This is a genomic window from Campylobacter sp. GB48 (assembly GCF_049221845.1).
Classification (GTDB): Bacteria; Campylobacterota; Campylobacteria; order Campylobacterales; family Campylobacteraceae; genus Campylobacter_D; species Campylobacter_D lari_C.
Map to the genome: position 1 here is coordinate 167,388 of NZ_JBMJAR010000002.1, position 26,277 is coordinate 193,664.

Sequence of the window (26,277 nt, forward strand, 5' to 3'; positions counted from 1 at the left end):
TTATAATGCTTTAAATTCATCAAGAGCGTCTAATTTTTCCCAAGGATAATCAGCCTGCCCCACTTGACCACGAGCAGCTACATCAGCATACATAAAAGTATCTTTACTTGGTTTATCAAGATTGAATTTATTTTTAATCCAATTTGGAGTTAATGGGAAAGTTTTCATTACAAAATCACTTAAAATATCATCATTTAATCTTGTGTTTGTTCCCATACAATCCACACTTACAGAAGTTGGTTTAGCTACACCTATAGCATAAGAAAGCTGCACTATGCATTTTTTAGCAAGCCCTGCTGCTACGATATTTTTAGCAAGCCATCTTGCAGCATAAAGCCCACTTCTATCAACCTTAGTATAATCTTTAGAAGATTGCGCACCGCCTCCTATTGGAGCATAGCCACCAAAGCTATCTACTATAAGTTTTCTTCCTGTTAAACCACTATCATGTAATGAGCTGTGATTTACATATTTTCCCGTTGGGTTGATTAAAATTCTTGTTTTTTCTGGACAAAAAAGCTCTTTTGGTAAATTTGAATCTAAAATCAAATCCATCACTAAAGCTCTTAAATCTTCTATTTTCATACTTTCAACACAAGGAGCTGAAACTACAATAGTATGGATGCTTTGAGGTTTGCAATTTTCAAAATTTTCTTTATTTACATAATCAATCGTAACTTGAGTTTTAATATCTACTCCAAGTTTATCAGGATTGTTTTTTGCAAACTCATATACTTTATCGCAAAGCATTCTAGCATAAGAAATAGCTGCTGGCATATATTCTTTTGCTTCATTACTTGCAAAACCAAACATTATCCCTTGATCACCTGCTCCAATTTCTCCATCTTCTTGATCAACACCTTGATTGATATCAGGACTTTGTTCATTTAAAAATACCATTACATCTAAATCATCAGGATGTAAACATTGCTTTTTACTAAAATGCGGATGCCCATCATAGCCAATATCCGCTAAAGCTTTTTTTACGATATTTTCATAATCTTGTTTTTCTAGTTTATGTTTTGATTTAATTTCACCACCAATTACTACTTTATTTCCTGCTACAAAAACCTCACTAGCAACCCTTGAGTCTTTATCATGAGTTAAAAAAGCATCCACTATAGAATCGGCTATAATATCAGCGCATTTGTCAGGATGTCCTGCACTAACAACTTCAGAAGTAAATAAATACATATTTTATATTCCTTATCATAAAAATGATAGCTCTATTCTAACATAAGCTAGCTTAAAAATAAAAAAGCTTATTTAAGCTTTACTTTGTTAGAATAAATTAAAAAATTTATCACTACAAAAAAAGGTAAGAAATGAGTTTATTTTCTTGTGCAATCAAACGCTATAAAGATGGAAATCTTATTTTACAAATTTGCATAGGTATTGTTTTAGGAATTTTAGTAGGTGTTTTTTCTAAAGATTTAGCTATTTTTGCAAATATTTTTGGTGCTTTATTTACAGGAGCTTTAAAAGCTATAGCGCCAATTTTGGTTTTTATCTTAATCTTAACAACTATTTGCACAAAAGAATTTAACCATGGAAGTGAAAAAATAAAACATATCATTTTCTTATATATATTTGGAACTTTTTTAGCTTCTTTAAGCGCAGTTAGTATAAGCTTTGTCTTTCCCGTAGAATTAGTATTAACCGATATTGAAAAAGCCTCCACCACAAGTCCTGCGCATATAGGCGAAGTATTTAAAACCTTACTTTTTCAAATCGTAGATAATCCTATCCACGCTTTATCTTCAGGAAATTATTTAAGCATATTAGCTTGGGCTATAGGCGGAGGTTTTGCCCTAAGACATTGCTCTAATGATGCAAAGCAACTTTTTACTGATATCAACGAAGGTGTGTTAAAAATCGTTAAATTTATAGTCAAACTTGCTCCTTTTGGAATTTTTGGACTTGTAGCAAATTCAGTTGCTCAAACAGGAGCAGCAGGGCTTTTAAGTTATATTAAATTATTAATAATTTTAGTTTTAACTATGTTTTTTGTAGCCTTTGTGATTAATGCTTTAATTGTTTTTGCTTATACAAAGAAAAATCCTTATCCTTTGATTTTTATTTGCTTAAAACATAGTGCTGTTTTTGCATTTTTCACAAGAAGTTCTGCAGCAAACATCCCTGTAAATATGGCACTTTGCTCTAAATTAAATATCAACAACAACCTATATAGCATCTCCATTCCACTAGGCGCTACAATTAATATGGCAGGAGCAGCTGTAACCATTGCTATATTAAGTCTTGCAGCAGCTCACACAGTAGGTATTGAAATAAATTTTTTACAAGCTATACTTTTGAGTGTTTTAGCTGCATTTGCAGCTTGTGGAGCTAGCGGGGTTGCCGGCGGTTCGCTTTTACTTATACCGCTTGCTTGTTCTTTGTTTAATATTGATTATGACATAGCTATGCAAGTAGTTGCGGTTGGTTTTATCATAGGGGTTATTCAAGATAGCGTTGAAACAGCTTTAAATAGCTCAACGGACGTTTTATTTAGCGCCATTTGTTCAGATAATGAGCTTAATTTAAAAATTTAAGGAGGGCTTATGAGGCATTTAATCACTACAAAAGATTTTAACAATGATGAAATCTTAGCTCTATTTAAAGAAGCAAAAGAATTCTTAGATGAAAAACCACGTACATTTTTAGAAGGAAAAAGCGTTACAACAATTTTCTTTGAAAATTCAACGCGCACTCAATCAAGCTTTGAAACAGCCGCAAGAAGACTGGGTGCTAAAGTTTTAAAATTAGATGTTTCAAGAAGTAGTTCAAGTAAAGGTGAAACACTTTTTGATACTGCTGCAAATTTAGATGCAATGGCGCCAAGTGCTATTGTAGTTAGACACAAAAACTCAGGTGTGCCTCATACTTTAGCAAATTATACTCATTGTCCTATAGTTAATGGAGGCGATGGTAAACATGCTCATCCTACCCAAGCCTTACTTGATCTTTTTACTATAATGGAGCATTTTGATTATAATGTTAAAGGTAAAAAAATAGCAATAGTAGGAGATATTAAAAACTCACGCGTTGCTGCTTCAAATTTAGAATTATTACCTCGTTTTGGTATAGACATTACCCTAGTAGCCCCACCTCATTTTATGCCAAATTATCCTATCAAAAAAACAAATAAACTAAAAGAAGTTATTGATGATATTGATATTATCATGAGTCTTAGAACACAAACTGAAAGACACAATATCCCAACCTATGCATCGCTTAAAGATTATGCAAATGATTTTTGCATTAGTAAAGATTTAATAAAAGATAAAAATCTCATTATCTTGCACCCAGGCCCTGTACATAGAAACATTGATATTAGCGATGAAGTAATGGCTGATAAAAGATGTAAGGTTTTAACTCAAGTTAAAAATGGTGTTGCCATTAGAATGGCTGTATTAAAAAAACTCATTTTCGAAAGCTAAAATCATGCAAAATTGGAACTTAAGTACATTATTTAAAGATGAGCAAGAATTAAATCTTTTTTTACAAAAAACCCAAGAAGAAGCTTGTGAATTTAAAAAACAATATGAAAATAATCTTCATAGTTTAGACAATGAGCAATTCTTACAGGCTTTAAAAAATTATGAAGAATTAATCTTAAAACTTTCTCATATACTAACCTATGTATATTTAAATTTTGCTCAAGATACAACCAAAGGTGCTTTTTATGCAAAATATGAAAATTTAAGTAAAAAAATAGAAGAAAATCTTTTATTTTTTGAACTCGAATTTTGCGAATTAAAAGAAGAAAAAAATAAAACTTTCATCACATTTTGCAAAGATTATGAGTTTTATTTAAATAATCTTATCAAACACAAAAAACACAATCTTTCTAAAAAAGAAGAAAGAGTTATCCTAGCTCTATCAAGTACAGGTTCAAATGCATTTGCAAGATTATTTGATGAGACATTTAGTGCTTTAAAATTTAATTTTGAAGGGCAAAAATTGAGCGAAGAAGAAATTCTAAGCAAGCTTTATGATAAAGATAGAAGCATTAGAAAAAAAGCTTCAAAATGCTTTAGTAAAACCTTGAAAAAACAAAACAGGCTTTTAGTATATATTTTTAATATGATTAAAAGCGAACTTGCTAGTATTTGTGAGTTAAGATCTTATGAAAGTCCAGAAACCCCAAGACATATAAGAAATCAAATTTCTAAAAAAAGCGTTGATGCGCTTATTAGTGCTAGTGAAAATAGTTTTGATATTGTTTCTAAATTTTACAACGCAAAGAAAAAAATTCTAGGATATAAAAAGCTAAAAGATTATGATCGTTATGCGCCTATTGGAAAAGAAATGCAAGTTGATTTTGATCAAGGAAAGGATATAGTTTTAAAAGCTTTTGAAAAATTTTCTAAAGATTTTTATAGGATAGCAAAAGAAGCTTTTGAGAATAATTGGATCGATGTTTACCCTAAAGAATTTAAACAAAGTGGTGCTTTTTCTCACTCAAGCACCCCACTAAGTCATCCTTTCATACTGTTAAACTATACCAACCAAAGACGCGATCTTTTTACTCTAGCACATGAGCTAGGCCACACTATACATCAAAAACTTTCCTATAAAGTAAGTTTTTTAAATCAAGATACACCGCTAACTACAGCAGAAACTGCTTCAGTGTTTGCAGAAATGTTGATTTTTGATTATATTAAAGAAAATTTAGACAAAGAAGAGCTTTTATCTTTATATGCAGCAAAGATCGAAGATATTTTTGCTACTCTTTATAGACAGATTAATTTTACTACTTTTGAACGCAGATTTCATGCTAAAAAAGAAGAACTAAGCGCTCAAGAACTAAGTGAGATTTGGCTTGAAGAATCAAGAAAAATGTTTCAAGATAGTGTAGTTTTAACCAAAAATTATGGCCTTTGGTATTCTTATATACCACATTTTATACACTCTCCATTTTACTGCTATGCTTATGCTTATGCACAACTTTTAGTTTTAGCGCTTTATGGACTATATAAAAGTGGTAAATGTACTGATTTTACTTCGATTTATACTGAGTTTTTAAGTAGTGGGGGAAGCAAAAGTCCAAAAGAACTTGTAGCTATGTTTGGCTTTGATATAGAAAGTGATGAGTTTTGGAATATAGGCTTAGAACAAGTTAGAATACTAGTAGATGAATTTTTAAGGCTAAGCAATGATTGATAAAATTTTAAATAATAGAAATTTTATAAGTTTAATGCAAAAAAGCATTTATGAATGTTTACAAATTTTAATCCAAGAAGATATTGAGTTTAATATCATTGTAAATACTAAATTTGTTACACTCGAACCCCCCTTGCCACCAGAATTAGATGTAGTGAGTAAAAATCCTTATTGTCTTTTTGCTCTTGGTGGTTATACTTTTAAATCCATAGTTTTAACAAATGAGCATATAGAATTTCATGCAGGTTTTGGACCTGATGATTTTGCAACCTTTGTTAAAGTCGATTTAGGAGCAATTACTCAAATTCAAGTTGAAGATAATATTATTTTTGTTAATTTTTCAAACTATTTCAAAAAGCAAAATGATCAAAAATTAAAAGAAAAATCAATGAATGCTTTTTTGAATAACCCTAATAACAAAAACTTATTAAAAAGATGAACTTTTTTGAAAGTTTAAATGAAAGCCAAAAAGAAGCCATCATGCATATTGATGGAGCTATGCTGATACTAGCAGGAGCAGGCAGTGGAAAGACTAAAACCATTACCACAAGACTTGCTTATTTAATTGATTACGTAGGCATTCCTGCACAAAATACCCTTACACTAACCTTTACAAATAAAGCTGCCAATGTAATGAAAACAAGAGCTTTAAATCTTTTGCAAGATCAAAATTTACACAATCCCCTTTTATGCACTTTTCATAAATTTGGCTTGTTATTTTTAAGACTTTATAGCGAAAGAATTAATAGAGCAAATAATTTTGTCATTATCGATACAGATGATAAAAAGAAAATACTAAAAGATTTAGCTAGCGAAAATTTACAAAGCTCTTTAGCAAGCATAGGTGCTTATATTTCAAATTTTAAAAATCAAAGCAAAAGCGCCCAAGAAATACGCAAAGAATTAGAATTTTTAAAAGATGAAAAAAACAAAAATTACGAAGAAATCATTCATTTATATGAGCAATATGAACATTTTTTAATCCAAAATAATTTCATGGATTTTGATGATTTACTCATGCTAACTAATAAAATTTTAGAAGATGAACAATTTGCAAAAGAGCAAAGTCAAAAATATACTTATATAACAGTAGATGAGTATCAAGATACCAATGCCTTACAATATCAAATTCTAAAAAAACTTTGCACGTCTCATGAAAATATTTGCGTAGTGGGTGATGATGATCAAAGTATTTATGGATGGCGTGGGGCTAAAATAGAAAATATCTTAAATTTCAAAGAACAATTTAACAATGTAAAATTAGTCAAATTAGAGCAAAATTACCGCTCAACTAGCGCTATTTTACAAGCTGCGAATGAGCTTATAGAACATAATAGAAAAAGACTAGGAAAAACTTTAATTTGCACCAAAGATGAGGGCGAAGAAATCACAATTTTACAAAATGATGATGAAAAAATTGAAAGCTTTAAGGTTGCAAGAGAAGTTTCAAAACTTTTAAACTCAGGAATTAATCCTAGTGAAATAGCCATACTTTATAGAGTAAATGCCCTATCTCGTGCTCTTGAAGAAGCTTTTAGCAAAGAAAAAATTCCTTTTAAATTGCTAAGTGGAATTCGTTTTTATGAAAGAGCTGAGATTAAAGATATCATTTCTTATTTAAGATTACTTTCAAATCTAAATGATGATTATTCTTTTAAACGCATTATCAACCGCCCTAAAAGAAATTTTGGTAATGCAAGTTTAGAAAAGCTAGAAAGTTATGCCAAAGAAAATCATTTGTCTTTATTTGAAAGTCTATGTGCTTTGCAAGGGAGTGGTTTTTTTAGTAAAAAAACAGACAAAGAATTAGAAAAATTCATACTAAGCATACACAAAATCAAAGAAAAAGATGGTTTGCTTGCAATGATTTTAGCCTTAGAAGAAGAATTTAAAATCAAAGAATTTTATAAAGATAACCCAGAAGGTGAAGATAAACTTTTAAATATAGATGAACTTTATGCTAACTTAAAAGATAAAATTACTCATGGAAATTATAATGGCTTAGATGATATTTTAAATGAAATTTCTTTACTTAATGAGCAAGATGGACTTGATAAAGAAAGTATTTGTATTATGAGTATTCATGCAAGTAAAGGACTTGAGTTTGATTATGTTTTTATCATAGGCTTAGAAGAAGGATTTTTCCCACTCACTAGCGAATCAAGCAATATAGAAGAAGAAAGAAGACTTGCTTATGTAGCAATCACTAGAGCCAAGAAAAAACTTTATTTAAGCTATGCTAATTCTAGATTTTATAAAGGAAGTCGCACAAGATTAGAAAAAAGTAGATTTTTTGGCGAGAGTAATGTAATCAAAAAAGAATTAACACTAGATCATCAAAAAAATTGCTATAAAAAAGGCGATTTAATCAAACATAAAATTTTTGGCATAGGCAGAGTCACTGGGGTAAGTAAAATAGGTGCTGAAGAAAAACTCACGATTAATTTTGGAGGCATAGAAAGAATGATAATGTCAAGTTTTGTGGAAAAAGTGATATGAATAAACTTTTTGTAGCTTACAAACCAAGTGGAATGAGTTCTAATGCTTTTTTAGGCAAACTCAAAAAAAAATATAAAAACAAAAAAGCAGGTTTTTCAGGAACACTTGATCCTTTTGCAAAAGGTGTTTTACTCATAGCCTTTGATCAATACACAAAACTTTTTCGCTTTTTTGATAAAAATCCAAAGGTTTACAAAGCAACGCTTTGGCTAGGCGTGCATTCACTAAGCCTTGATAATCAAAATATCAAAGAAATCAATCTTATAAATGCTTTTGATGAGCAAATTTTAGAACAAATTAAAAATGAACTTTTAGGTAAAATCACCTACACCCCACCCGCATTTTGTGCAAAAAAAATAGATGGAGTACGCTCTTATGAGCTTGCAAAAAGAGGTTTTGAAGTCAATTTAAAACCCTGCGTTATGGAAATTTTTTATACTAAAATTTTACACTATAACCACCCCTTTTTAACCATAGAAATAGCAGTTAGTGAGGGCTCTTATATACGCTCTTATTGTGAATTATTTGCTAGAAAACTTGGTATTAAAGCCACACTAAGCTCATTAGAGCGTTTAAGCGAGGGAAGGTTTTTTTATGAGAATGAAAAAGAGTTAAATCCTTTAGCTTATTTAAATCTTAGAAAAAATACGATAAAATACCCCCAAAAATTACACAATGGACAAAAAATATTTTTGGACGATTTGGAAATTCAAGAAGAAGGTAGCTATATTTTAGAAGAAAAAGATTTTTTTTCTATCATTTCTATCCAAGATAATCAAGTGCAATATTATTTAAATAAGGTATTAAAATGTTAATTTTATCAAGAAAAGAAAATGAAAGTATAAAAATCGGAGATGATATAGAAATCAAAGTAGTTCAAACGGGCAAAGGCTATGCTAAAATAGGCATCGAAGCTCCAAAGTCTTTAATGATACTACGCAAAGAACTTATCGAGCAAGTAAAAAGTGAAAATTTACATGCAATTAGCGATGAAACGATAAAACTTGATGATCTGAGCAAAAAGCTTAAAAAATGAAAGCTTACGCAAAAGCTAATATTTTTTTAAAAATCATAGGAATTGATTCAAGATCTTATCATTTATTACAATCACGCTTTGTTTTACTAAAAGATATTTTTGATGAATTAAGCTTTAGTGATGAAAAAACCAAAGAAGGATTTGAAATCACTGGAAATTTTACCCAAGACACCATCATACACAAAGCTTATAAAGAATTAGAAAATTTAGGTTTTTCTAATGAATTAAATGAATTTTTTAAAGACAAAAGTTTAAAGCTTATCAAAAATATTCCCATAGGCGGAGGCCTTGGTGGAAGTAGCACTGATGCGGTGACATTTTTACTTATGATCAATGAAACTTTAAATTTAAAATTAAAGCAAAAACAGCTAGAGCAAATTTGTCAAAAACTTGGCTCTGATTTAATCTTTTTTTTAAGCGGATATGATAGTGCAAATGTTAGTGGGTGTGGCGAGATTGTAGAATATTTTGAAGATGATTTTACTCAACTTGATTTTACTTTTCCAGCTATTGAATGCTCAAGCGCAAAAGTATATAAAGCATTTGATGAAAGCTCATACGATTTAAAAGCGAATTTAAATTTAGCCAAAACACTTAAAACACTCAAAACAAGTGAAATTTTAGAGTATAAAAATACTGATTTAAATGACTTATTTGCTCCTTGTGTAAAAATTTATCCTAAAATGCAAACTTTTCTTGATGAAGCTTATTTTTTAAGTGGAAGTGGAAGTGGAGTTTTTAAGGCTAAATGATGAAAAAAACTATAGTAAAAAACAAAAAAGCTTTTTTTGATTATGAAATTTTGGAAAAATTTGAAGCAGGCATTGTTTTAAAAGGTTCTGAAGTGGTAGCATTAAGAGCTAGTAGAGCAAATTTAAAAGATTCTTTTGTGCGTATTATCAAAGGTGAAATTTTCTTACTTAATGCTCATATTTCTCATCTTAGTACTACACATTCATTTTATAAGCATGATGAAAAAGGTGCGCGAAAACTTTTAATGCATAAAAAGCAAATCGATAGGCTTTTTGGTAAAATTAGCACTCAAGGTTTTACTATAGTGCCATTAGAACTTTATTTTAATGAAAAAAATAAAGCAAAAGTCTTAATAGCCTTAGCCAAAGGAAAAAACTTGCACGATAAAAGAGAAAGTTTAAAGAAAAAACAAGCAGATCTTGAGGCAAGAGCTGCTATGAAAAATCATTATTAAAAAAAGGATTTTGATGAAAAAATTTGCTTATTTATTTTTTACATTTACTTTTACATTTTTAATAAGTGCTTGCTCAAGCGAAGAAAAAATCGAAAACGAATTTGCATTTGCTGAGTATAAAATAGGTGATGAAATTCTTTTAAAAAGTGTCAATGGTGGTGAAAAAACCTTAGTAAGAACACAAAATGGTTTTATGGTAAAAGGCGAAGAGAATAAAATTTTAATGTTTGATTTTTTTGGAACCTTTTGCACACCTTGCCAAGAAGAAGCTACCCATTTAACAAGCTTATGGCAAAAAAATACAGATAATTTTATCATCATAGGGCTTAGTCATTTTGAAAATGTAAGCGATCAAACTGTAAAAGATTTTGCTATTAAATATGGGGCATATTATTTTTTAAGCAATTCTAAAGAAAATGATAGAATTGTCGCACAAGCTTTAAAAGATATCAACTATCAAAGCATGGAACAACTTCCTTTTAAAGTAGTTTTAAAAGATGGTGTTTATCAAGATTTAACAGACTTTTGGAATAAAGACTCAAAAAGTTATGTGAAATATTATCTTGGGAAAGTTTCTACTGAAATTATGCAAGAAGATATTAATAGGATATTAAATGAGTCTAAAAAGTGAAATTTTAGAGCAACAAAAACTAGCAGAACCTAAAATGTTTAAGGTTTTGCTTTTAAACGATGATGTTACCACTATGGATTTTGTAATTGAAATTTTAATAAATATTTTTCATCATGATTTTGAAAAAGCAAGTGCGATCATGCTTGAAATCCATCATCAAGGAAGTGGAGTTTGTGGCATATACACAGAAGAAATTGCACTTAGCAAAAAACAACAAGTTGACACGGCAGCAAAAAACAATAATTTTCCACTCCAAACAAGGATAGAAGAACAATGAAATATAAAGAACTAATTGACTCATTTATACCAAATGCAAGACATTTAAGCTTTATCAATCATCATGAATTTATCACTTGTGAGCATTTACTTTTTGCTTTAGTTAAGCTTAGCAATGATTTTAAAAATCTGCTTGAAGAAATCGGAGATGGTGATTTACAAGGCTTTGAAAATGAATTAAAAAACTACTTGGCTAAAAATAACGAAATTTTAAAAAAAGAAATAGAACCTATTTTTTCTGTAATCTTGGAAAATATATTGCACAAGCTAAATGCAAAAAACCAAACAAGTGTGATTGATTTTATCATCGCACTTTGCAAAGAAGAAAAAGCTTATTCTTATAATATTTTAAAAAAACACCTAATAGAAGAAGAAAAAATAAAAGAATTGTTACAAAATGCTGAATTTGAAAATTTAAAAACCCATACCATAGAGCTAGTTGAACTTGCAAAAAAAGGCAAAATAGATCCTGTTATAGGTAGGAAATTTGAACTTGAAAGAATGATGCAAATTCTAAGCCGTCGTAAGAAAAATAATCCTATTTTAGTTGGTGAACCAGGTGTTGGTAAAAGCGCTGTTATAGATGGGCTAGCACTAGCTATAGCTGAAGAAAAAGTACCAAAACACTTAAAAAACTCAAAAATTTATAGTCTTGATATGGCAAGCTTGCTTTCAGGGACAAAATACAGAGGTGATTTTGAAAAAAGACTAAAAGATATTATTAAAGAATTAGAAAATATCCCTAATGCTATTTTATTTATAGATGAAATTCACACCATAGTAGGAACTGGCGCAAGCAATGAAAGTCATGCAGATATGTCAAATTTATTAAAACCTGCATTAAGCAATGGCAACATCAAATGCATAGGTGCAACTACTTTTATAGAATACAAAAATACCTTTGATAAAAACAAAGCTCTAAGTAGAAGATTTGCAAAAATTGACATAGATGAACCAAGTGAAGAAGAATGTTTTTTGATCTTACAAGGCTTAAAAAGCAAATACGAAAATTTTCACAAAATCAAAATCAGTGATGAAATTTTACAAACAAGTATAAAACTAGCGAAACAATTTTTACATGATAAATTTTTACCAGATAGTGCGATTGATTTAATCGATGAGCTTGGCGCAAGCTTTGCTTTAGAAGATAAAAAAAGTAAAAAAATAGTAAAAGTAAAAGACTTAGAAAATACTTTAGCAAGAATGACGCATTCTCATAAAATTTATGAAAGTGATCAAGGTAAAATTCTCAAGAACTTAGAGCATGATTTAAAACAAAACATCTTTGGACAAGATGAAGCTATTAAAGCTTTAAGTTCTATTTTAAAACAAAGCTATGCGGGATTAAAAGGTAAAAATACCCCAAAAGGTGTGTTTTTATTTACCGGTTCAAGCGGGGTTGGTAAAACCGAACTTGCAAAAAATTTAGCACAAATTTTAAATCTTAATCTTGAAAGATTTGACATGAGTGAATACTCACAAAAACATGATGTGAGCAAACTCATAGGAACTTCAGCAGGTTATGTGGGCTATGAAGATGGTGGCTTGCTTAGTAATGGTATTAGAAAAAATCCCTTTAGTGTAGTTTTATTTGATGAGATAGAAAAGGCTCATCCTGATTTAACTAATACTTTTTTACAAATTTTTGATAATGCAAGCTTGACAGATAATAGTGGATTAAAAGCTGATTTTAAAAATACTATTATCATTATGACTTCCAATTTAGGCTTAAAAGAAAATAATGAGCTTGGTTTTTTAAGTAATGACAAAGAAAAAAGCAATAAAGCCATAAAAGATTTTTTTGCGCCTGAGTTTATCAACCGTATAGATAAAATCATTCATTTTAATGACTTAAATCAAGAAATTTTAGAACAAATCGTTCAAAAAGAGCTAGATTTAATGGCGAAAAATTTAAATAATATCACCATAGAAGCTGATAAAAAAGTAAAAGAATTTCTTGCTAAAAAAACTAATAATAAAGAATTTGGAGTAAGATTACTAAAACGCATTATTGCTGAAGAATTAGGAGAAAGATTGAGCGATGAAATTTTATTTGGAAAATTAAAAAATGGTGGTAAATTAAAACTCAAACTTTCCAAAAATGAAAAAATCGAATTTGTATTCTAAACTTTTAAAAAGCCCTGATGATGCGCCTGTTTTTATTAGTGAAAAACTAGAAGTAGATTTTATACCTCATGCTTATCGTCTAGGGCTTTTTCCATGGACTAGTAATCCTGTTACTTGGTGGTGTCCTTCTCCTAGAATGGTGCTTTTACCTGATGAAGTGCGCATACAAAAAAGCATAAAAAAAGCTTTAAAAACTTATGAAATAAGACTTGATTTTGATTTTAACTCGCTTATAAGTCATTGCGCAAAAAGAAAAAAAACTTGGATAAGTCAAGAATTTATACAAGTTTACACAAAGCTTTTTGAGCAAAATTTAGCTCATAGTGTCGAAGTTTATGAAAATGATGTTTTAATCGGTGGTTTATATGGACTTATAATAGGTAAAATATTTTTTGGTGAAAGCATGATAAGTCTTAAAAAAGATGCCTCAAAAGTGGCTCTAATAAGACTTTGTGAGCTTTTAAAACCATATGATTTTTTAATAGATTGTCAAGTGCCTAATGAGCATTTAAAATTTATGGGTGCTAAAGAAATGACAAAAAAAGATTTTTTAAAAACACTAGAAAAAAAAGTTTCACTTGAAAGTGGCTTTAAAAATTTCAAAAATTTACTATAAAAAGATATACTTATAGATAAACAAAATTGCATAAATATTTTGGAATGATTTTTGCTTTTAGTCTATAAAAGCTTTATTTTAAAGGAAAAATTATGATAAGCCCTTTTAAATCAAAAGAACTTATTGTTGATGCTTTAGCAGGAAGAAATCTAAGAAGTCAAATGATTAATTCTAACCTTGCAAATGTTGATACTCCTTTTTATAAAGCAAGAGATATAGAATTTGAAACTGCTTTAGTTAATAGAGCAAATGAAATTTTTAAAAAGAAAGATACCAAAGAGCTTGAATTAGCAAGTACAAATGCAAATCATCAAAAACCTTGGAAATTTCCAGATCCTAATAAATCAACCATTTATTTAAGAGATGGACATTTAGCAAGAAATGATGCAAATACAGTAGATCTTGATGTAGAAACTACTGAAATGAGTAAAAATACTATGATGATTACTGCTTTAGATGGTGTTTTAAGAAGACAAAGTAATATTTTTTCAACCATCATAGACACAAGCTCTAAATTAGGCTAGGAGAAAAACAATGGCTTATTTAAGTGATTTTGATATTAGCGGATACGGACTTAGCGCTCAACGCTTTAGAATGAATGTAATTAGCTCAAATATAGCTAATGCAAACACTACCAGAACAGCAGAAGGTGGACCGTATAGAAGAAGAGAAGTGATTTTTAAAGCGACTGATTTTAATGAATTGCTAAATAAACAAATTGCTAAAGATAATAATTTTTTAGAATACGAAAACCCTTTAAACGACCCAGCTTCACAAAAAGATGCAAAACCTGCTATAATGAGTGTAGTGGTTGATAAAGTTGTAAGAGATGATAAAGATTTTCGTATGAAATTTGATCCATCTCATCCTGATGCGAACGAACAAGGCTATGTTGCTTTTCCAAATATAAACCCTGTCATTGAAATGGCCGATTTAATAGAAGCAACAAGAGCTTACCAAGCAAATGTAAGTGCTTTTACAAGCACTAAAACTATAGCACAAAGTGCGATAGATTTACTAAGAGGTTAATAAATGAACACTATTAATGGTATAAATCAATTTAACAATATTAATAACAAAAACAATAACAACAACGCAAGTATAGGTGATGAGTTTTCAAATTTATTGAAAAATTCTATCAATGACCTTAACAAAACGCAAGAAACAGCTGAAGCTGCTATGGTAGACATTGCAACAGGTGAAGTAAAAGATTTACACCAAGCAGCAATTGCAATTAACAAAGCTGAATCAAGTATGAAATTTATGCTTGAAGTTAGAAATAAGGCTATAAACGCATATAAAGAAATTTCAAGAACTCAAATTTAATATATGCTTTCAAACACCATTAGAAATAGAGTTTCAAAGGTAGCTTTTGCTTTTTGTATGGCTCTGTTTTTTATGGCCTTGTTTTTACTTTCTACTTTTTTTCTAACCTCAAAACGCCATATACCAAATACCCAAAAAGAACAATATTTTTCCGCTCTTAGAGGTAATATCATCACAAGCGATAATTTCACTGTAACCTCTAGTAGACAAATTTATAGAGCTGAAATTGATCTAAGAAGTTTAAATCCTGATAAAAAAGATTTATTTTTAACACTTTTTCAGATTTATAGTGGTGCAAGCGATGAACAAATGCAAGATATCAAAAAAAGAATGCTTGTAAAGAAAAAAAGAAGCTATAGTTTTATTTTGCTTCAAGATATTAATTCAAAAGATGCAAGCTATTTAAAAGAATTAGCCAAAAAACTTTATACTCAAGGATTTTTTAAGTCTTTTACAAATAGTAATGGCAGGGTTGAAACAAGGGGACTTGATATTATAGAACACAAAGAAGATCGTGTGTATATGCCAAAAGATTCTCTTACTCCAATCATAGGCTATACAAGAGCTTATATGGATGAGCAAAGTGAAATTTTTAAAAATGTAGGTATAAAAGGTTTAGAAAAATACTACAATGAATGTTTAAATCCTTTACAAAATGCAAAAATTCAAGGCTTAAGAGATATAGGCGGTAATATTATATTAAATTCGCACTCTTATGAAAAGCGGAAAATAGATGGTTGTAATTTATATTTAAATATTTCACTAAAACTTCAAAAAGGTTTAGAAAAAGCTATTGATAAAAGAAATGAAGATCTAAAAGCCAATGAAATTATAGTTGCGGTTATGGAAAGTAAAAGTGGGAAAATTTTAGCCCTTGCTAGTTCAAGAAGATATGATCCACAAAATCGTGGAAAAGATCTTTCTGTGCTTAATGCAAGTGCAATAGAATATGGCTATGAAGCAGGTTCTGTTATAAAGCCTTTTATATTTACCACTGCTTTAATGCTTAATAAAATCAAAGTCAATGAAATCATCAATACCCAAGGTGGTCAATATAAGCTTGGTCGTTTTACTATACGTGATGATCATAAAAAAGATAAAATGAGCATGGAAGAAGTTATCACTTACTCTTCAAATGTTGGTATGATTAAAATTGCCCAAAGATTAAGCAATCTTGAAATCATCTCAGGGCTTAGAATTTTTCGTTTTGGAGAAAGAAGTGGTATTGATCTTCCTTATGAGCAAAAAGGAGAAATACCAAATCCAAAAAGATTAAGAGAAGTAGAAAAATCCGTATTGAGCTATGGCTATGGCTTAAAAACGACTTTTATGCAACTTCTAGCTGCTTATAATGTATTTAACAATGATGGAATTTATATCACTCCGCAAATTGCAAATAAAATTTATCAAGATGGACGCTTAATAAAACTTGATGATGAAGTTAAAAAAGAAAAAATTCTCTCAAGTAAAGCTGCCAAAGAAATGCAACAAATTTTAATCAATGTTATAGAAAAAGGAACCGGTAAAAAAGCACAAACTCAAGGTATTGTCATAGGTGGTAAAACAGGTACAGCTAGGATTGCTGAAAGAAAAGGTTATACTTCAAATCGCTACAATGCTTCATTTTTTGGCTTTGCAAATGATGAGAAAAATAATTATACCATAGGGGTTTTAGTAAGAAATCCTACCAAGGCTTATAGCTATTATGCTGCACAAAGCGCTTTGCCTATGTTTAAAGACACAGTAAATCTTATGATAAAAGAAAGTTATTTAAAGCCCATAGAAAGTCAAAACAATGACATCAAAAAATAAAATTACAATGATAATAATCTTTTTTATATTGATTTTTTGTTTCGCTTATTTAAAGTACTGGGTTTTATTATTTATAACTTTACTTGTATTTTTGGTTACATTGTATTTATTCAAACTGCAATCAAAAAAGATAATCTACAAACCAAAGACAAAAGAAACTCTTAAATATTTAATACTATCAGATATTCCGCTTAAAAATATAGATACAAGTTTAATTCAAGATATGAGCTATTTATTTAGTAATATTAGTGAAGAAAAATTTATAGGTATAGAAACTTGGGATACAAGTAATGTTGATAACATGGAAGGGATGTTTTTAGGATGTAAAAATTTTAATTCCTATATCAACAACTGGGATGTAAGTAAAGTAAAAAACATGGCTAAAATGTTTCAAGGGTGTGAAAATTTTAATCAAGCTCTAGATAAATGGAATACATCTAATCTTGTTAATACACATAAAATGTTTCAAGGATGTAAAAAATTTAATCAAAATATTAATTCTTGGAATACATCTAATCTAAGAATAACTTCTAAAATGTTTTATAATTGCATAAGTTTTAATCAAGCTCTAGATAAATGGAATACACTTAAAATTACAAATTCAAAATCTATGTTTGAAAATTGTAAAAATTTCACGCATTCACTTGATAATTGGGGCATAAAAAACATAACTATCAAAGATAATATGTTTAGTGGCTGTTACAAATCCATATTTTCTTTGGCAAATTTTAAACAATATGAGAAATTATTCAAGGACCACAAAAACAATACAACACAATCTTTTCTTTTTGGTAAAAAAGAATATGCTCATATGTATAATCCAAAAACCAAAAGCGAACTAAAAGCCTTAGTTGATGATTTAAATACAAGCCTTAAAGATATCAATGTAAGCAATATACAAGAAATGGATTGTTTATTTAAAAATAGCAAAAGAAAAGATTTTAGTGGTATAGAAGAATGGGATGTATCAAATGTAACAAGCATGAATGAAATGTTTTATGGATGTAAAAATTTTAATTCCTATGTCAATAACTGGGATGTAAGCAAAGTAAAATACATGAACAAAATGTTTTATGGATGTAAAAAATTCAATCAAAATCTAAATAATTGGAATACAAAAAGTTTAAAGTCCATTGCTGGGATGTTTTACAATTGCAAAATATTTAACCAACCACTAGATAAATGGAATACTAGCAAAATTATCAGCATGCATGCAACTTTTGCTGGTTGCGAAAATTTCAATCAAAATCTAAATAATTGGGACACAACTAAAGTTATAAATATTAGTTATATGTTTTCAAATTGCTTTAGTTTTAATCAAGCTTTGGATAAATGGAATGTTTCAAATGTATTATGGATGGAATATGCATTTTTTTGTGATTCTATTTTCAAAATTCCTTTTTCAAAAACTCCAAAATTTAATCAAGATTTAAACAATTGGAATATTGATAGTGTTATAAACACACAAAGTATGTTTAGTGGATGTATAAACTTCAATCAAAAACTGTCAAACTGGAATTTAGAAAATATCCCGAGAAAAAAATATATGTTTTTTAATACTGCTATAAAGCATTAATATAAAAAGTATATTTTACTTGATTTAAAATAAACTCTATAAACTCATCGCTATCATTAGGGCAAGCAATAAGCTCATAATTACTTTTTGCTAAATGTCTATACTCTATTCCAAGCTCAAAAATCGTTTCAGAACAATCTATACAAAAAGATATTGGATAAATCAAAGCTTTTTGGTCTAAATTTTCTAAAATATCACTTGTATTAGGTTCAAGCCATTTTACTGGACCTAGTTTTGATTGATAGGATAAAATGATTTGATCAAATTCATTTTTAAGTTTTTCTTTTAAAATACTCACATGCTCTTGTACATGTTTTTCATACAAATCACCTTTTTTAATCACTGAAAGTGGTAAAGAATGAGCAGAAAAAATCAAAGTTTTATAATCACACTCTTTCTTTTTTTCTAAAATATGCTTTATAATCATTTTATTATAAAGTTCATCTTTATAAAAAACATCAATGACTTTTACATTAGCTTGATTTTGGATATTTCTTAGCTCATTTTCCACTACTTCTAAAGAACTAGTTACAGTGGTTTTAGAATGATGGGGGTATAAAGGAAATAAAATAATTTCATCATTTTTTTGAAAATCATATTTTGAAAAAACATCATTTGCAAAGGGTAGCACATATAAGCTGATAAAATCAAAGTTATATTCTCTAGTTTTAGAATTTAATTTATCACATAAACTTTGTGTGATTTGAGTAAGCGGGGATTTCCCACCCATTTTTTCATAGTTTTGCTTCATAGCTTTTAGTCTTGATTTTCTTATCATAAAGGCTACAAATTTTCTTAAAAAAACATTTTTTATCCCTAAAATATAAGGATCATTAAACATATTTTTTAAAAAAACTTCACATTCATCAAGTTTATTAACCCCGCCCATATTTAAAAAAAATACATATTTCACTATCAAACACCTTCTAAAATTTCTTGCACTCTCAAAGCATCTTCAATACTAGCTAAAATTTTACAAACCCCATTTTGCAAAAGCTCAAAAAAGTCTTCATGCTCAGCATACAAAGGAGAGTTTTCATATAAATTTGGAATTTTTTGCGTATTAATAAAAAGTTCAAAATTTTTAAGATCAAGTTCATAAGTATGTTTTTTACCTAAAAGTGTGATTTTTCTTATAATGCATTGTCCATTCCAGCTATCATGAATACTTGCTAAAATATTTTCTAATTTTAAGCTTATCATTACCTCATCTTCAAATTTATCATGATGAAAGCTTTTATAAATATTTGCTTTTAAAATTTGCTCTTGACTTAAAAATCTAACTAAGTCGATATCATGCACACTAAGATCACTTAAAACACCTACATCATTTATTCTTTGTGGATAAGGCGAAATTCTTTGTATATTAATACTTATAATCTCATCTTCTAAAAGTTTTTCTTTTAAAGTTAAAACAGCAGGATTAAATCTCTCGCAAAAGCCCACCCCTACTCTGACTTTATTTTCTCTAGCTTTTTGCTCTAAAATTAAAATTTCATCAATATTTAATGCCAAAGGCTTTTCTATCAAAACATTTTTTATTTTAGGAAAAACTTTCAAAGCTATGTCTAAATGCGTATGAGTAGGCGTAGCAATGATAACACCATCAAGATTTTGCTTTAAAAAATCATCAAAATTTTTATACAAAAAGTGTTTAAATTCATCTTTACAAAAAGGATCATAAAGATGAATTTCTTTTACTTTTAAATTACGCTCAAGTTCTCTTAAATGGTTTTTACCCATTTTACCAAGGCCTATAAGCCCTATTTTCATTTAAAAGCCTCAATCACTCTAGCTTGGTGCTCTTCTTTTAAAAATGCACTCATAGGTAAGGATAAAATTTCATCACTTAAAAGCTCTGTATTTGGTAAATCACCCTTTTTATAAGCAAGATAATCAAAAGCTTCTTGCAAATGAAGCCCTAAAGGATAATGCACAGCAGTAGGTATGCCTTGCTCTTGTAATTTTTGCATGAAATTTTCTCTATTCTTTACACGCACGCTATATTGAGCCTGGGCACTCACAAAACCATCTTTCCTTGGCGGTAAAATACAATTTTTTAAATTTTCATCATAAACTTTTGCTACTGCTTCTCTTTTTTTAATCTCTTCATCTAAATATTTTAATTTCACATTTAAAATAGCTGCTTGGATAGTATCAAGCCTTCCATTAATACCGATGTATTTATGCTTATATCTTTGCACTTGTCCATGATTTAAATAAATTTTTATTTTTTGTGCTAATTCATCATCTTGGGTAAAGATCGCTCCACCATCTCCATAAGCACCTAAAGGCTTAGACGGAAAAAAGCTTGTGCAAGATATATCAGCTATAGCACATGATTTTATACCCTTTTGACTAGCTCCAAAACTTTGCGCACTATCTTCTATCAAAGCAATATTTTGACTTTTACAAAACTCTTTTAGAGCAAACATATCAGGCATAAGCCCAAAAATACTCACAGCAATTACAGCTTTAGTTTTAGGCGTGATAGCACTTTGAACTTTTTCTAAACTAAGATTATAATCTTTAAAATCAATATCTACAAAAACAGGCTTAGCACCGATTAGAGCAACCATTTCAGCTGTAGCTATAAAGGTAAAACTTGGCACTATTACCTCATCATCTCTACCCACACCCAAAGCCATCAAGGCTAAAAATAATGCACTTGTACCACTTGAACAACCTATTGCGTGTTTAATACCTACATATTTAGCTAAATTGTTTTCAAATTCTGCTAATTTTGCACCACCTATGAAAGAAGCGCTTTGTAAAACTTCACTAATAGCCTCATCGATTTCATTTTTATAAGCATTATATTGAGCATTTAAGTCTATAAAAGGAATTTTCATTGTATTACCTTAGTAAATTTAAAATCGTGATTATAAGATAGTTTTACTTAATTTAAAGTATTTTTGGTATTATTTTAAGCAAAAAACTAGCTAGGAAAATCTATGGATATAAGAAAAGAATATTTAGAATTTTTTAAGTCAAAAGGACATGAAATCACTCCTTCAAGCCCTTTAGTTCCTGATGATGCGACTTTACTTTTTACTAATGCAGGTATGGTGCCTTTTAAAAGCATATTTACCGGAGAAATACCACGCCCTAATCCTCCGCGTAAAACAAGCTGTCAAACTTGTATAAGAGCCGGTGGAAAACATAATGACTTAGACAATGTAGGCTACACAGCAAGACATCACACTTTTTTTGAAATGCTTGGGAATTTTAGTTTTGGGGATTATTTTAAAGAACAAGCTATTGCTTATGCTTGGGAATTTGTAACTGAAGTTTTAAAACTACCTAAAGAAAGACTATATGTAACTGTACATGAGAGCGATGATGAAGCATATGAACTTTGGCAAAAACATATAGAAAAAGAAAGAATTTATAAATTTGGCGATAAAGATAATTTCTGGCAAATGGGCGATACTGGACCATGCGGGCCTTGTAGTGAAATTTTTTATGATCAAGGTGCTGAGCATTTTAATTCTAGTGAAGATTATATGGGTGGTGATGGAGATAGATTCTTAGAAATTTGGAACCTCGTTTTCATGCAGTATGAAAGAAGTGCTGATGGCACACTTACTCCATTGCCAAAACCTAGTATTGATACAGGTATGGGGCTTGAAAGAGTTAGCGCTATAAAAGAAGGAAAATTTAGCAATTTTGATAGTTCTTTGTTTATGCCTATTATTGAGAGTATTGCAAAACTTTGCGGTAAAACTTATACCTATGAAAGTGGAGCTAGCTATAGAGTAATCGCTGATCATATTAGATCAAGTGTATTTTTACTTGCTCAAGGAGTTGGCTTTGATAAAGAAGGTAGGGGCTATGTTTTAAGAAGAATTATGCGCCGTGCCTTAAGACATGGATATTTACTAGGTCTTAAAAGAGCTTTTATGTATGAGCTTGTAGATGTAGTTTGCGAGTTAATGGGTGGGCATTATACTTACTTAAATGAAAAAAAAGAATTTATCAAAGAGCAGATTAAACTAGAAGAAGAAAGATTTTTAAGCACTATCGAAAATGGTATTGAAATTTTCAATGAAGAACTTAAAAAAACTAAAGATATTTTTAGCGGTGAAGTAGCTTTTAAACTTTATGATACTTATGGTTTTCCGCTTGATTTAACCCAAGATATGCTAAGAGAAAAAAATCTTAGTGTAGATGAGGGTAAATTTAATGAGCTTATGCAAGAACAAAAAGATAGAGCCAAAGCTTCTTGGAAAGGAAGTGGAGATAAAGCAGTTAGTGGAGACTTTAAAGTTTTATTAGAAAAATTTGGCAAAAATACTTTTAGTGGTTATGAAAACTATGAAGAAAAAACTAAAATCATGGCTATTTTGGATGAGAATTTTAAAATCATAACCGAAGCTAAGGCAGGAGATATAGCATGGTTAATGCTTAAAAAAACTCCATTTTATGCAACAAGTGGAGGGCAAAGCGCTGATATAGGTTTTATCAATGAAAATGAGGTTTTAGATACACAAAAATTCTTTGATATTAATCTTAGTCAAGTGAAATTAAAACAAGATCTTAAAACAAATGATGAAGTGTTAGCTTGCATAGATACTAAAAAAAGAGAACAAATCGCAAGACATCATAGTGCGACACATTTACTACACCATGCTTTAAGAGAAATTCTTGGCTCACACATTAGTCAAGCAGGTTCTTTGGTAGAGCATAATAAATTAAGGTTTGATTTTACTCATCCAAAAGCTCTAAACAAAGAAGAATTAAAGCAAATAGAAGCTTTAGTAAATACTTACATCATGCAAGCAAATGAAGCTAAAATTGAAATTTTAGCTTTAGATGAAGCTAAAAAAAGTGGTGCCATAGCTTTATTTAGTGAAAAATATCAAGAAAAAGTAAGAGTTTTAACCCTAGGAGCTAGTAAAGAGCTTTGCGGTGGCACCCATGTGAAAAATAGCTCTGAAATAGGAAGTTTTTACATCATCAAAGAAAGCGGAGTTAGTGCTGGAGTTAGAAGGATAGAAGCAGTAGTAAGCAAAGCTGCACTTGATTATGTTAATGAAAATTTAAAAGAACTAAACCAAGCCAAAGAAGAGTTAAAAACTCATGATATTTTAAGCTATGTAGCAAAATTAAAAAATGAAATAGCTAGTTTAAAAAATGAATTAAAAAATTCAAGCAAAGCAGAATTAAACTCTAAAGAACTAAATGGCATTCAATATTGTGTGCAAAAAATAGACAGTGGTGATATAAAAACTATGATAGATGAGTTTAAAAATAAATTTAGCAAAGCTGTGATTTTACTTTTACAAGAAAAAGAAGGTAAAATCATCATCGCAGCAGGTGTTAAAGACACTTCATTAAAAGCTGGTGCTTTGGTAAAAGAAATTGCGCAAATACTTGGTGGAAACGGTGGCGGTAGGGATGATTTTGCAACAGCTGGCGGTAAAGATACAAGCAAAATAGAACAAGCACTTGATCATGCTAGAAAAATCATAGAAGAAAGTCTTGCTTAATGCTTTATCTAGCCTCAAGTTCGCCTTCACGCGTTGCTTTATTAAAAGAAACAAATATCGCTTTTGAGCAAATTATTATCGATTATGATGAGAGCTTGGTAAAAAAAGACAATCCAAGCTCTTATGTGCAAAAAATTGTTTTAGAAAAAGAAAGACAGTTTTTTGCAAAATATCCTGACTTAAAAAATGTTTTATTTGCTGATAGCATAGTTTGTGCTCAAAATATCATTCTAACTAAAGCTAAAAGCGACAATGAGGCTTTTAATATGCTCAATCTACAAAGTGGCAAAAGCATTAGCGTTTTAAGCGCGATGATTTTGGTTTTAGAAGATAAAAAGATTTTTAATCTTAGCAAGTGTGATTTGATTTTGGATAAATTTGATTTAAAAGATATGCAAGAATACATTGAGTCAAAACTTTATCAAGGTAAAGCCGGAGCTGTGATGTGTGAGGGATTTCATAAAAAATACATTAAAAAAATCATAGGCCATCAAAGTACAGCACTAGGGCTTAATATAGAACTTTTGAAAGCATTTTTATGATAAAAATTTTAAAAATATTTCTTTCTTTTTGTATAGTGTGTGCGGTTGGAGTTTTTATATTTATTGCTTATTTGTTTTCTGATTCTGATTTAAATCAATACACTTTTAAAGATTACAAACCACCTCTTACGACACAAATTTTTGATAAAAATGGAAAATTAGTTGCCAATGTTTTCGAGCAACACCGCTTTTACGCTCCTTATGAAGAACTTCCACCAAGACTTATAGAAGCTTTGGTGGCTATTGAAGATACTAGCTTTTTTGAACATGGCGGGGTTAATATAGATGCGATTTTTAGAGCAGCCATTAAAATCATAAGAAGTGGTGGAAAAACCATGGAAGGAGCTTCCACTCTTACGCAACAATTCATAAAAAATACAGAATTAACCCCTGAACGTACTTTAAATAGAAAACTAAAAGAAGCTTTGCTTGCATATAAGATAGAAAGTACTTTAACTAAAGAGCAAATTTTAGAAAGATATTTAAATTTCATCTTCTTTGGACATGGATATTATGGAGTAAAAACCGCTGCGCTTGGGTATTTTAGAAAAAATTTAGATGAGCTTAGTTTGAAAGAAATTGCCATTTTAGTAGGTATGCCAAAGGCTCCAAGCACTTATGATCCTACTAGACATTTAGATCTTTCTTTGGCAAGAGCAAATAGCGTAGTACAAAGGATGTATAATCTTGGTTGGATTTCTAAAGAAGAGTATGAAAATGCCTTAAAAGAGATTCCAAAAGTATATGATGATACTTTAACACAAAATGCAGCTCCTTATGTTACTCAAGAAGTTTTAAAACAACTAAGCGGAATTAAAGATTTAAAAAGTGGTGGTTATAAAATAGAACTTGCCATCGATCTTGATGTACAAAACATTGCAAGAGAGGCTTTAAAATTTGGCTATGATGAAATAGTTAAAAGAGATAAAGATGCAAATTTAAGCACACTTAATGGAGCTATGATAGTAGCAAATCACCAAAATGGAGATATATTAGCTTTAGTAGGTGGGGTAAATTACACAAAAAGTAATTTTAACCGTGCTACTCAAAGTTTAAGACAGCCTGGAAGTTCTTTTAAACCTTTTTTATACCAAATTGCTATTGACATGGGCTATTCACCTATGAGTAAGATTGCTGATATTTCAAGGATTTTTGAAAGTACCAAAAAAGATGAAAAAGATTGGAAACCTAAAAATTTTGGTGGAAAATTTTTAGGACTTATAAGTTTAAAAGAAGCACTAACTGGCTCAAGAAACCTAGCTACTATAAATTTAGCTCTTGCTTTAGGACTTGATGTAATCCACGATAAACTTAGTTTTATGGGTTTTGAAAATATACCGGTTGATTTATCTATAGTTTTAGGTAGCTTTGGAATTTCTATTTATGATTATGCTAAACTTTATACAGTATTTGGGAATTATGGGGTGCAAAAAGATTTAATACTCATTAAAAGAGTAATCGATAAAAATGGCAAAATAGTAGTAGAGTTTAACTCTGGAGAAAGAAAAATCAGCGAACCCGAGCAAGCCTTTTTAGTTAATGATATGATGCAAAATGTTGTTAAAAAAGGCACTGGGCGCAATGCTAGAGTAGAAGGGATTGAAATAGCTGGAAAAACAGGTACTTCAAACAAAAGTATTGATGCGTGGTTTTGTGGATTAACTCCTGAAATAGAAGCTATCATATGGTATGGTAATGATGATAATAAACCTATGAAACAAATCGAAGGTGGTGCAAGGACTGCTGCTCCAGTTTTTAAAGAATTTTTAACAAAATACTTAGAACTTTATCCTGATAGCGCTAGAAAATTTATCATTCCAAAAGGGGTTCATCAAGGAATTTATGAAAAACAAAAAGAGTATTACACCAATACCTCCCCATTTCCAAAAAACAACCCCGCTTTATCTGAAAACAGTGAAATAATTTTTTAAAATATTTTTTATAAAATAATAAAAATTATCCTTTCATTTT

25 protein-coding genes are annotated in these 26,277 nt (G+C 29.8%); 21 read left to right on the top strand and 4 right to left on the bottom strand.

Going from position 1 to position 26,277, the window contains the following annotated elements:
* Positions 1–1,194: a methionine adenosyltransferase gene (metK, locus tag ACOTVC_RS02245; RefSeq protein ID WP_039628549.1), complete on the bottom strand. Its 1,194-nt coding sequence runs from the start codon at positions 1,192–1,194 to the stop codon at positions 1–3.
* 131 nt (positions 1,195–1,325) lie between these two features.
* Between metK and sstT the strand changes: the two genes are divergently transcribed.
* From sstT to ACOTVC_RS02335, 18 genes are all read left to right on the top strand, one after another.
* Positions 1,326–2,552, top strand: a complete 1,227-nt coding sequence (gene sstT / locus ACOTVC_RS02250; protein WP_214115309.1) for a serine/threonine transporter SstT — start codon at positions 1,326–1,328, stop codon at positions 2,550–2,552.
* A gap of 9 nt (positions 2,553–2,561) precedes the next feature.
* Positions 2,562–3,440, top strand: a complete 879-nt coding sequence (locus ACOTVC_RS02255) for an aspartate carbamoyltransferase catalytic subunit (protein WP_214099123.1) — start codon at positions 2,562–2,564, stop codon at positions 3,438–3,440.
* Positions 3,441–3,444: 4 nt separating this feature from the next.
* Entirely contained in the window at positions 3,445–5,166 is a 1,722-nt protein-coding gene (locus ACOTVC_RS02260; protein WP_214099124.1) for a M3 family oligoendopeptidase, read from the top strand.
* On the top strand, positions 5,159–5,605 hold the full coding sequence (locus tag ACOTVC_RS02265) for a hypothetical protein (RefSeq protein WP_087684984.1): 447 nt from the start codon (positions 5,159–5,161) through the stop codon (positions 5,603–5,605). Before ACOTVC_RS02260 ends, ACOTVC_RS02265 begins: the two co-directional genes overlap by 8 nt.
* Entirely contained in the window at positions 5,602–7,665 is a 2,064-nt protein-coding gene (locus ACOTVC_RS02270) for an ATP-dependent helicase (protein WP_214116486.1), read from the top strand. The genes ACOTVC_RS02265 and ACOTVC_RS02270 overlap by 4 nt, the downstream gene beginning before the upstream one ends.
* A complete protein-coding gene (gene truB / locus ACOTVC_RS02275) occupies positions 7,662–8,480 on the top strand; it encodes a tRNA pseudouridine(55) synthase TruB (protein WP_087684982.1) in 819 nt (272 codons plus the stop codon). Before ACOTVC_RS02270 ends, truB begins: the two co-directional genes overlap by 4 nt.
* Positions 8,474–8,701 (top strand): carbon storage regulator CsrA, encoded by a 228-nt coding sequence (gene csrA / locus ACOTVC_RS02280; protein ID WP_012661763.1) that lies wholly within the window; start codon positions 8,474–8,476, stop codon positions 8,699–8,701. Before truB ends, csrA begins: the two co-directional genes overlap by 7 nt.
* Positions 8,698–9,453, top strand: coding sequence for a 4-(cytidine 5'-diphospho)-2-C-methyl-D-erythritol kinase (locus ACOTVC_RS02285; protein ID WP_087684981.1), 756 nt, complete (start codon positions 8,698–8,700; stop codon positions 9,451–9,453). The genes csrA and ACOTVC_RS02285 overlap by 4 nt, the downstream gene beginning before the upstream one ends.
* Positions 9,453–9,908: an SsrA-binding protein SmpB gene (gene smpB, locus ACOTVC_RS02290; RefSeq protein WP_039668585.1), complete on the top strand. Its 456-nt coding sequence runs from the start codon at positions 9,453–9,455 to the stop codon at positions 9,906–9,908. Before ACOTVC_RS02285 ends, smpB begins: the two co-directional genes overlap by 1 nt.
* Before the next feature lie 13 nt (positions 9,909–9,921).
* On the top strand, positions 9,922–10,539 hold the full coding sequence (locus ACOTVC_RS02295) for a thioredoxin domain-containing protein (RefSeq protein ID WP_087684980.1): 618 nt from the start codon (positions 9,922–9,924) through the stop codon (positions 10,537–10,539).
* Positions 10,523–10,816, top strand: a complete 294-nt coding sequence (locus ACOTVC_RS02300) for an ATP-dependent Clp protease adaptor ClpS (RefSeq protein ID WP_214097515.1) — start codon at positions 10,523–10,525, stop codon at positions 10,814–10,816. The genes ACOTVC_RS02295 and ACOTVC_RS02300 overlap by 17 nt, the downstream gene beginning before the upstream one ends.
* Positions 10,813–12,942 (top strand): AAA family ATPase, encoded by a 2,130-nt coding sequence (locus tag ACOTVC_RS02305; RefSeq protein WP_421627608.1) that lies wholly within the window; start codon positions 10,813–10,815, stop codon positions 12,940–12,942. The genes ACOTVC_RS02300 and ACOTVC_RS02305 overlap by 4 nt, the downstream gene beginning before the upstream one ends.
* The gene (gene aat, locus ACOTVC_RS02310; protein WP_214097513.1) at positions 12,917–13,558 is read left to right on the top strand and encodes a leucyl/phenylalanyl-tRNA--protein transferase; all 642 of its coding nucleotides are present in this window, start codon (positions 12,917–12,919) and stop codon (positions 13,556–13,558) included. Before ACOTVC_RS02305 ends, aat begins: the two co-directional genes overlap by 26 nt.
* 92 nt (positions 13,559–13,650) lie before the next feature.
* The gene (flgB, locus tag ACOTVC_RS02315) at positions 13,651–14,082 is read left to right on the top strand and encodes a flagellar basal body rod protein FlgB (RefSeq protein ID WP_039618716.1); all 432 of its coding nucleotides are present in this window, start codon (positions 13,651–13,653) and stop codon (positions 14,080–14,082) included.
* 10 nt (positions 14,083–14,092) lie between these two features.
* Positions 14,093–14,587, top strand: a complete 495-nt coding sequence (gene flgC, locus ACOTVC_RS02320; RefSeq protein ID WP_039618718.1) for a flagellar basal body rod protein FlgC — start codon at positions 14,093–14,095, stop codon at positions 14,585–14,587.
* Between the two features lie 3 nt (positions 14,588–14,590).
* The gene (fliE, locus tag ACOTVC_RS02325; RefSeq protein ID WP_087684976.1) at positions 14,591–14,884 is read left to right on the top strand and encodes a flagellar hook-basal body complex protein FliE; all 294 of its coding nucleotides are present in this window, start codon (positions 14,591–14,593) and stop codon (positions 14,882–14,884) included.
* Positions 14,885–14,887: 3 nt separating this feature from the next.
* Entirely contained in the window at positions 14,888–16,696 is a 1,809-nt protein-coding gene (locus ACOTVC_RS02330) for a peptidoglycan D,D-transpeptidase FtsI family protein (RefSeq protein WP_214116485.1), read from the top strand.
* A gap of 223 nt (positions 16,697–16,919) precedes the next feature.
* Entirely contained in the window at positions 16,920–18,272 is a 1,353-nt protein-coding gene (locus tag ACOTVC_RS02335) for a BspA family leucine-rich repeat surface protein (protein ID WP_158100217.1), read from the top strand.
* Here the strand turns inward: ACOTVC_RS02335 and hemH are convergent.
* From hemH to ACOTVC_RS02350, 3 genes are read right to left on the bottom strand one after another with little or no spacing between them, the layout of a single operon-like run.
* The gene (gene hemH, locus ACOTVC_RS02340; RefSeq protein ID WP_087684973.1) at positions 18,259–19,185 is read right to left on the bottom strand and encodes a ferrochelatase; all 927 of its coding nucleotides are present in this window, start codon (positions 19,183–19,185) and stop codon (positions 18,259–18,261) included. The genes ACOTVC_RS02335 and hemH overlap by 14 nt on opposite strands.
* 2 nt (positions 19,186–19,187) lie before the next feature.
* Positions 19,188–20,045, bottom strand: a complete 858-nt coding sequence (locus ACOTVC_RS02345; protein WP_087684972.1) for a Gfo/Idh/MocA family protein — start codon at positions 20,043–20,045, stop codon at positions 19,188–19,190.
* On the bottom strand, positions 20,042–21,118 hold the full coding sequence (locus ACOTVC_RS02350) for a DegT/DnrJ/EryC1/StrS family aminotransferase (RefSeq protein ID WP_348636712.1): 1,077 nt from the start codon (positions 21,116–21,118) through the stop codon (positions 20,042–20,044). Before ACOTVC_RS02350 ends, ACOTVC_RS02345 begins: the two co-directional genes overlap by 4 nt.
* 108 nt (positions 21,119–21,226) lie before the next feature.
* On the opposite strand from ACOTVC_RS02350, the gene alaS reads away from it, so the two are divergent.
* Genes alaS through ACOTVC_RS02365 form a run of 3 tightly spaced genes read left to right on the top strand, consistent with a single transcriptional unit; the run spans position 21,227 to position 26,237 of the window.
* A complete protein-coding gene (gene alaS, locus ACOTVC_RS02355) occupies positions 21,227–23,764 on the top strand; it encodes an alanine--tRNA ligase (protein ID WP_421627611.1) in 2,538 nt (845 codons plus the stop codon).
* A complete protein-coding gene (gene maf, locus ACOTVC_RS02360; RefSeq protein WP_214099137.1) occupies positions 23,764–24,306 on the top strand; it encodes a septum formation inhibitor Maf in 543 nt (180 codons plus the stop codon). The genes alaS and maf overlap by 1 nt, the downstream gene beginning before the upstream one ends.
* Positions 24,306–26,237, top strand: coding sequence for a PBP1A family penicillin-binding protein (locus ACOTVC_RS02365; protein ID WP_039619657.1), 1,932 nt, complete (start codon positions 24,306–24,308; stop codon positions 26,235–26,237). Before maf ends, ACOTVC_RS02365 begins: the two co-directional genes overlap by 1 nt.
* Positions 26,238–26,277 lie beyond the last annotated feature (40 nt).

Coding starts and splice junctions, on each gene's coding strand:
- truB (WP_087684982.1), top strand. CDS start 7,662: ATGAATAAACTTTTTGTAGCTTACAAACCAAGTGGAATGAGTTCTAAT.
- csrA (WP_012661763.1), top strand. CDS start 8,474: ATGTTAATTTTATCAAGAAAAGAAAATGAAAGTATAAAAATCGGAGAT.
- ACOTVC_RS02300 (WP_214097515.1), top strand. CDS start 10,523: ATGAGTCTAAAAAGTGAAATTTTAGAGCAACAAAAACTAGCAGAACCT.
- flgB (WP_039618716.1), top strand. CDS start 13,651: ATGATAAGCCCTTTTAAATCAAAAGAACTTATTGTTGATGCTTTAGCA.
- maf (WP_214099137.1), top strand. CDS start 23,764: ATGCTTTATCTAGCCTCAAGTTCGCCTTCACGCGTTGCTTTATTAAAA.
- ACOTVC_RS02270 (WP_214116486.1), top strand. CDS start 5,602: ATGAACTTTTTTGAAAGTTTAAATGAAAGCCAAAAAGAAGCCATCATG.
- ACOTVC_RS02260 (WP_214099124.1), top strand. CDS start 3,445: ATGCAAAATTGGAACTTAAGTACATTATTTAAAGATGAGCAAGAATTA.
- flgC (WP_039618718.1), top strand. CDS start 14,093: ATGGCTTATTTAAGTGATTTTGATATTAGCGGATACGGACTTAGCGCT.
- ACOTVC_RS02345 (WP_087684972.1), bottom strand. CDS start 20,045: ATGAAAATAGGGCTTATAGGCCTTGGTAAAATGGGTAAAAACCATTTA.
- ACOTVC_RS02330 (WP_214116485.1), top strand. CDS start 14,888: ATGCTTTCAAACACCATTAGAAATAGAGTTTCAAAGGTAGCTTTTGCT.
- ACOTVC_RS02295 (WP_087684980.1), top strand. CDS start 9,922: ATGAAAAAATTTGCTTATTTATTTTTTACATTTACTTTTACATTTTTA.
- fliE (WP_087684976.1), top strand. CDS start 14,591: ATGAACACTATTAATGGTATAAATCAATTTAACAATATTAATAACAAA.
- metK (WP_039628549.1), bottom strand. CDS start 1,194: ATGTATTTATTTACTTCTGAAGTTGTTAGTGCAGGACATCCTGACAAA.
- ACOTVC_RS02265 (WP_087684984.1), top strand. CDS start 5,159: ATGATTGATAAAATTTTAAATAATAGAAATTTTATAAGTTTAATGCAA.
- smpB (WP_039668585.1), top strand. CDS start 9,453: ATGAAAAAAACTATAGTAAAAAACAAAAAAGCTTTTTTTGATTATGAA.
- ACOTVC_RS02285 (WP_087684981.1), top strand. CDS start 8,698: ATGAAAGCTTACGCAAAAGCTAATATTTTTTTAAAAATCATAGGAATT.
- alaS (WP_421627611.1), top strand. CDS start 21,227: ATGGATATAAGAAAAGAATATTTAGAATTTTTTAAGTCAAAAGGACAT.
- aat (WP_214097513.1), top strand. CDS start 12,917: ATGAAAAAATCGAATTTGTATTCTAAACTTTTAAAAAGCCCTGATGAT.
- ACOTVC_RS02335 (WP_158100217.1), top strand. CDS start 16,920: ATGAGCTATTTATTTAGTAATATTAGTGAAGAAAAATTTATAGGTATA.
- ACOTVC_RS02305 (WP_421627608.1), top strand. CDS start 10,813: ATGAAATATAAAGAACTAATTGACTCATTTATACCAAATGCAAGACAT.
- ACOTVC_RS02255 (WP_214099123.1), top strand. CDS start 2,562: ATGAGGCATTTAATCACTACAAAAGATTTTAACAATGATGAAATCTTA.
- sstT (WP_214115309.1), top strand. CDS start 1,326: ATGAGTTTATTTTCTTGTGCAATCAAACGCTATAAAGATGGAAATCTT.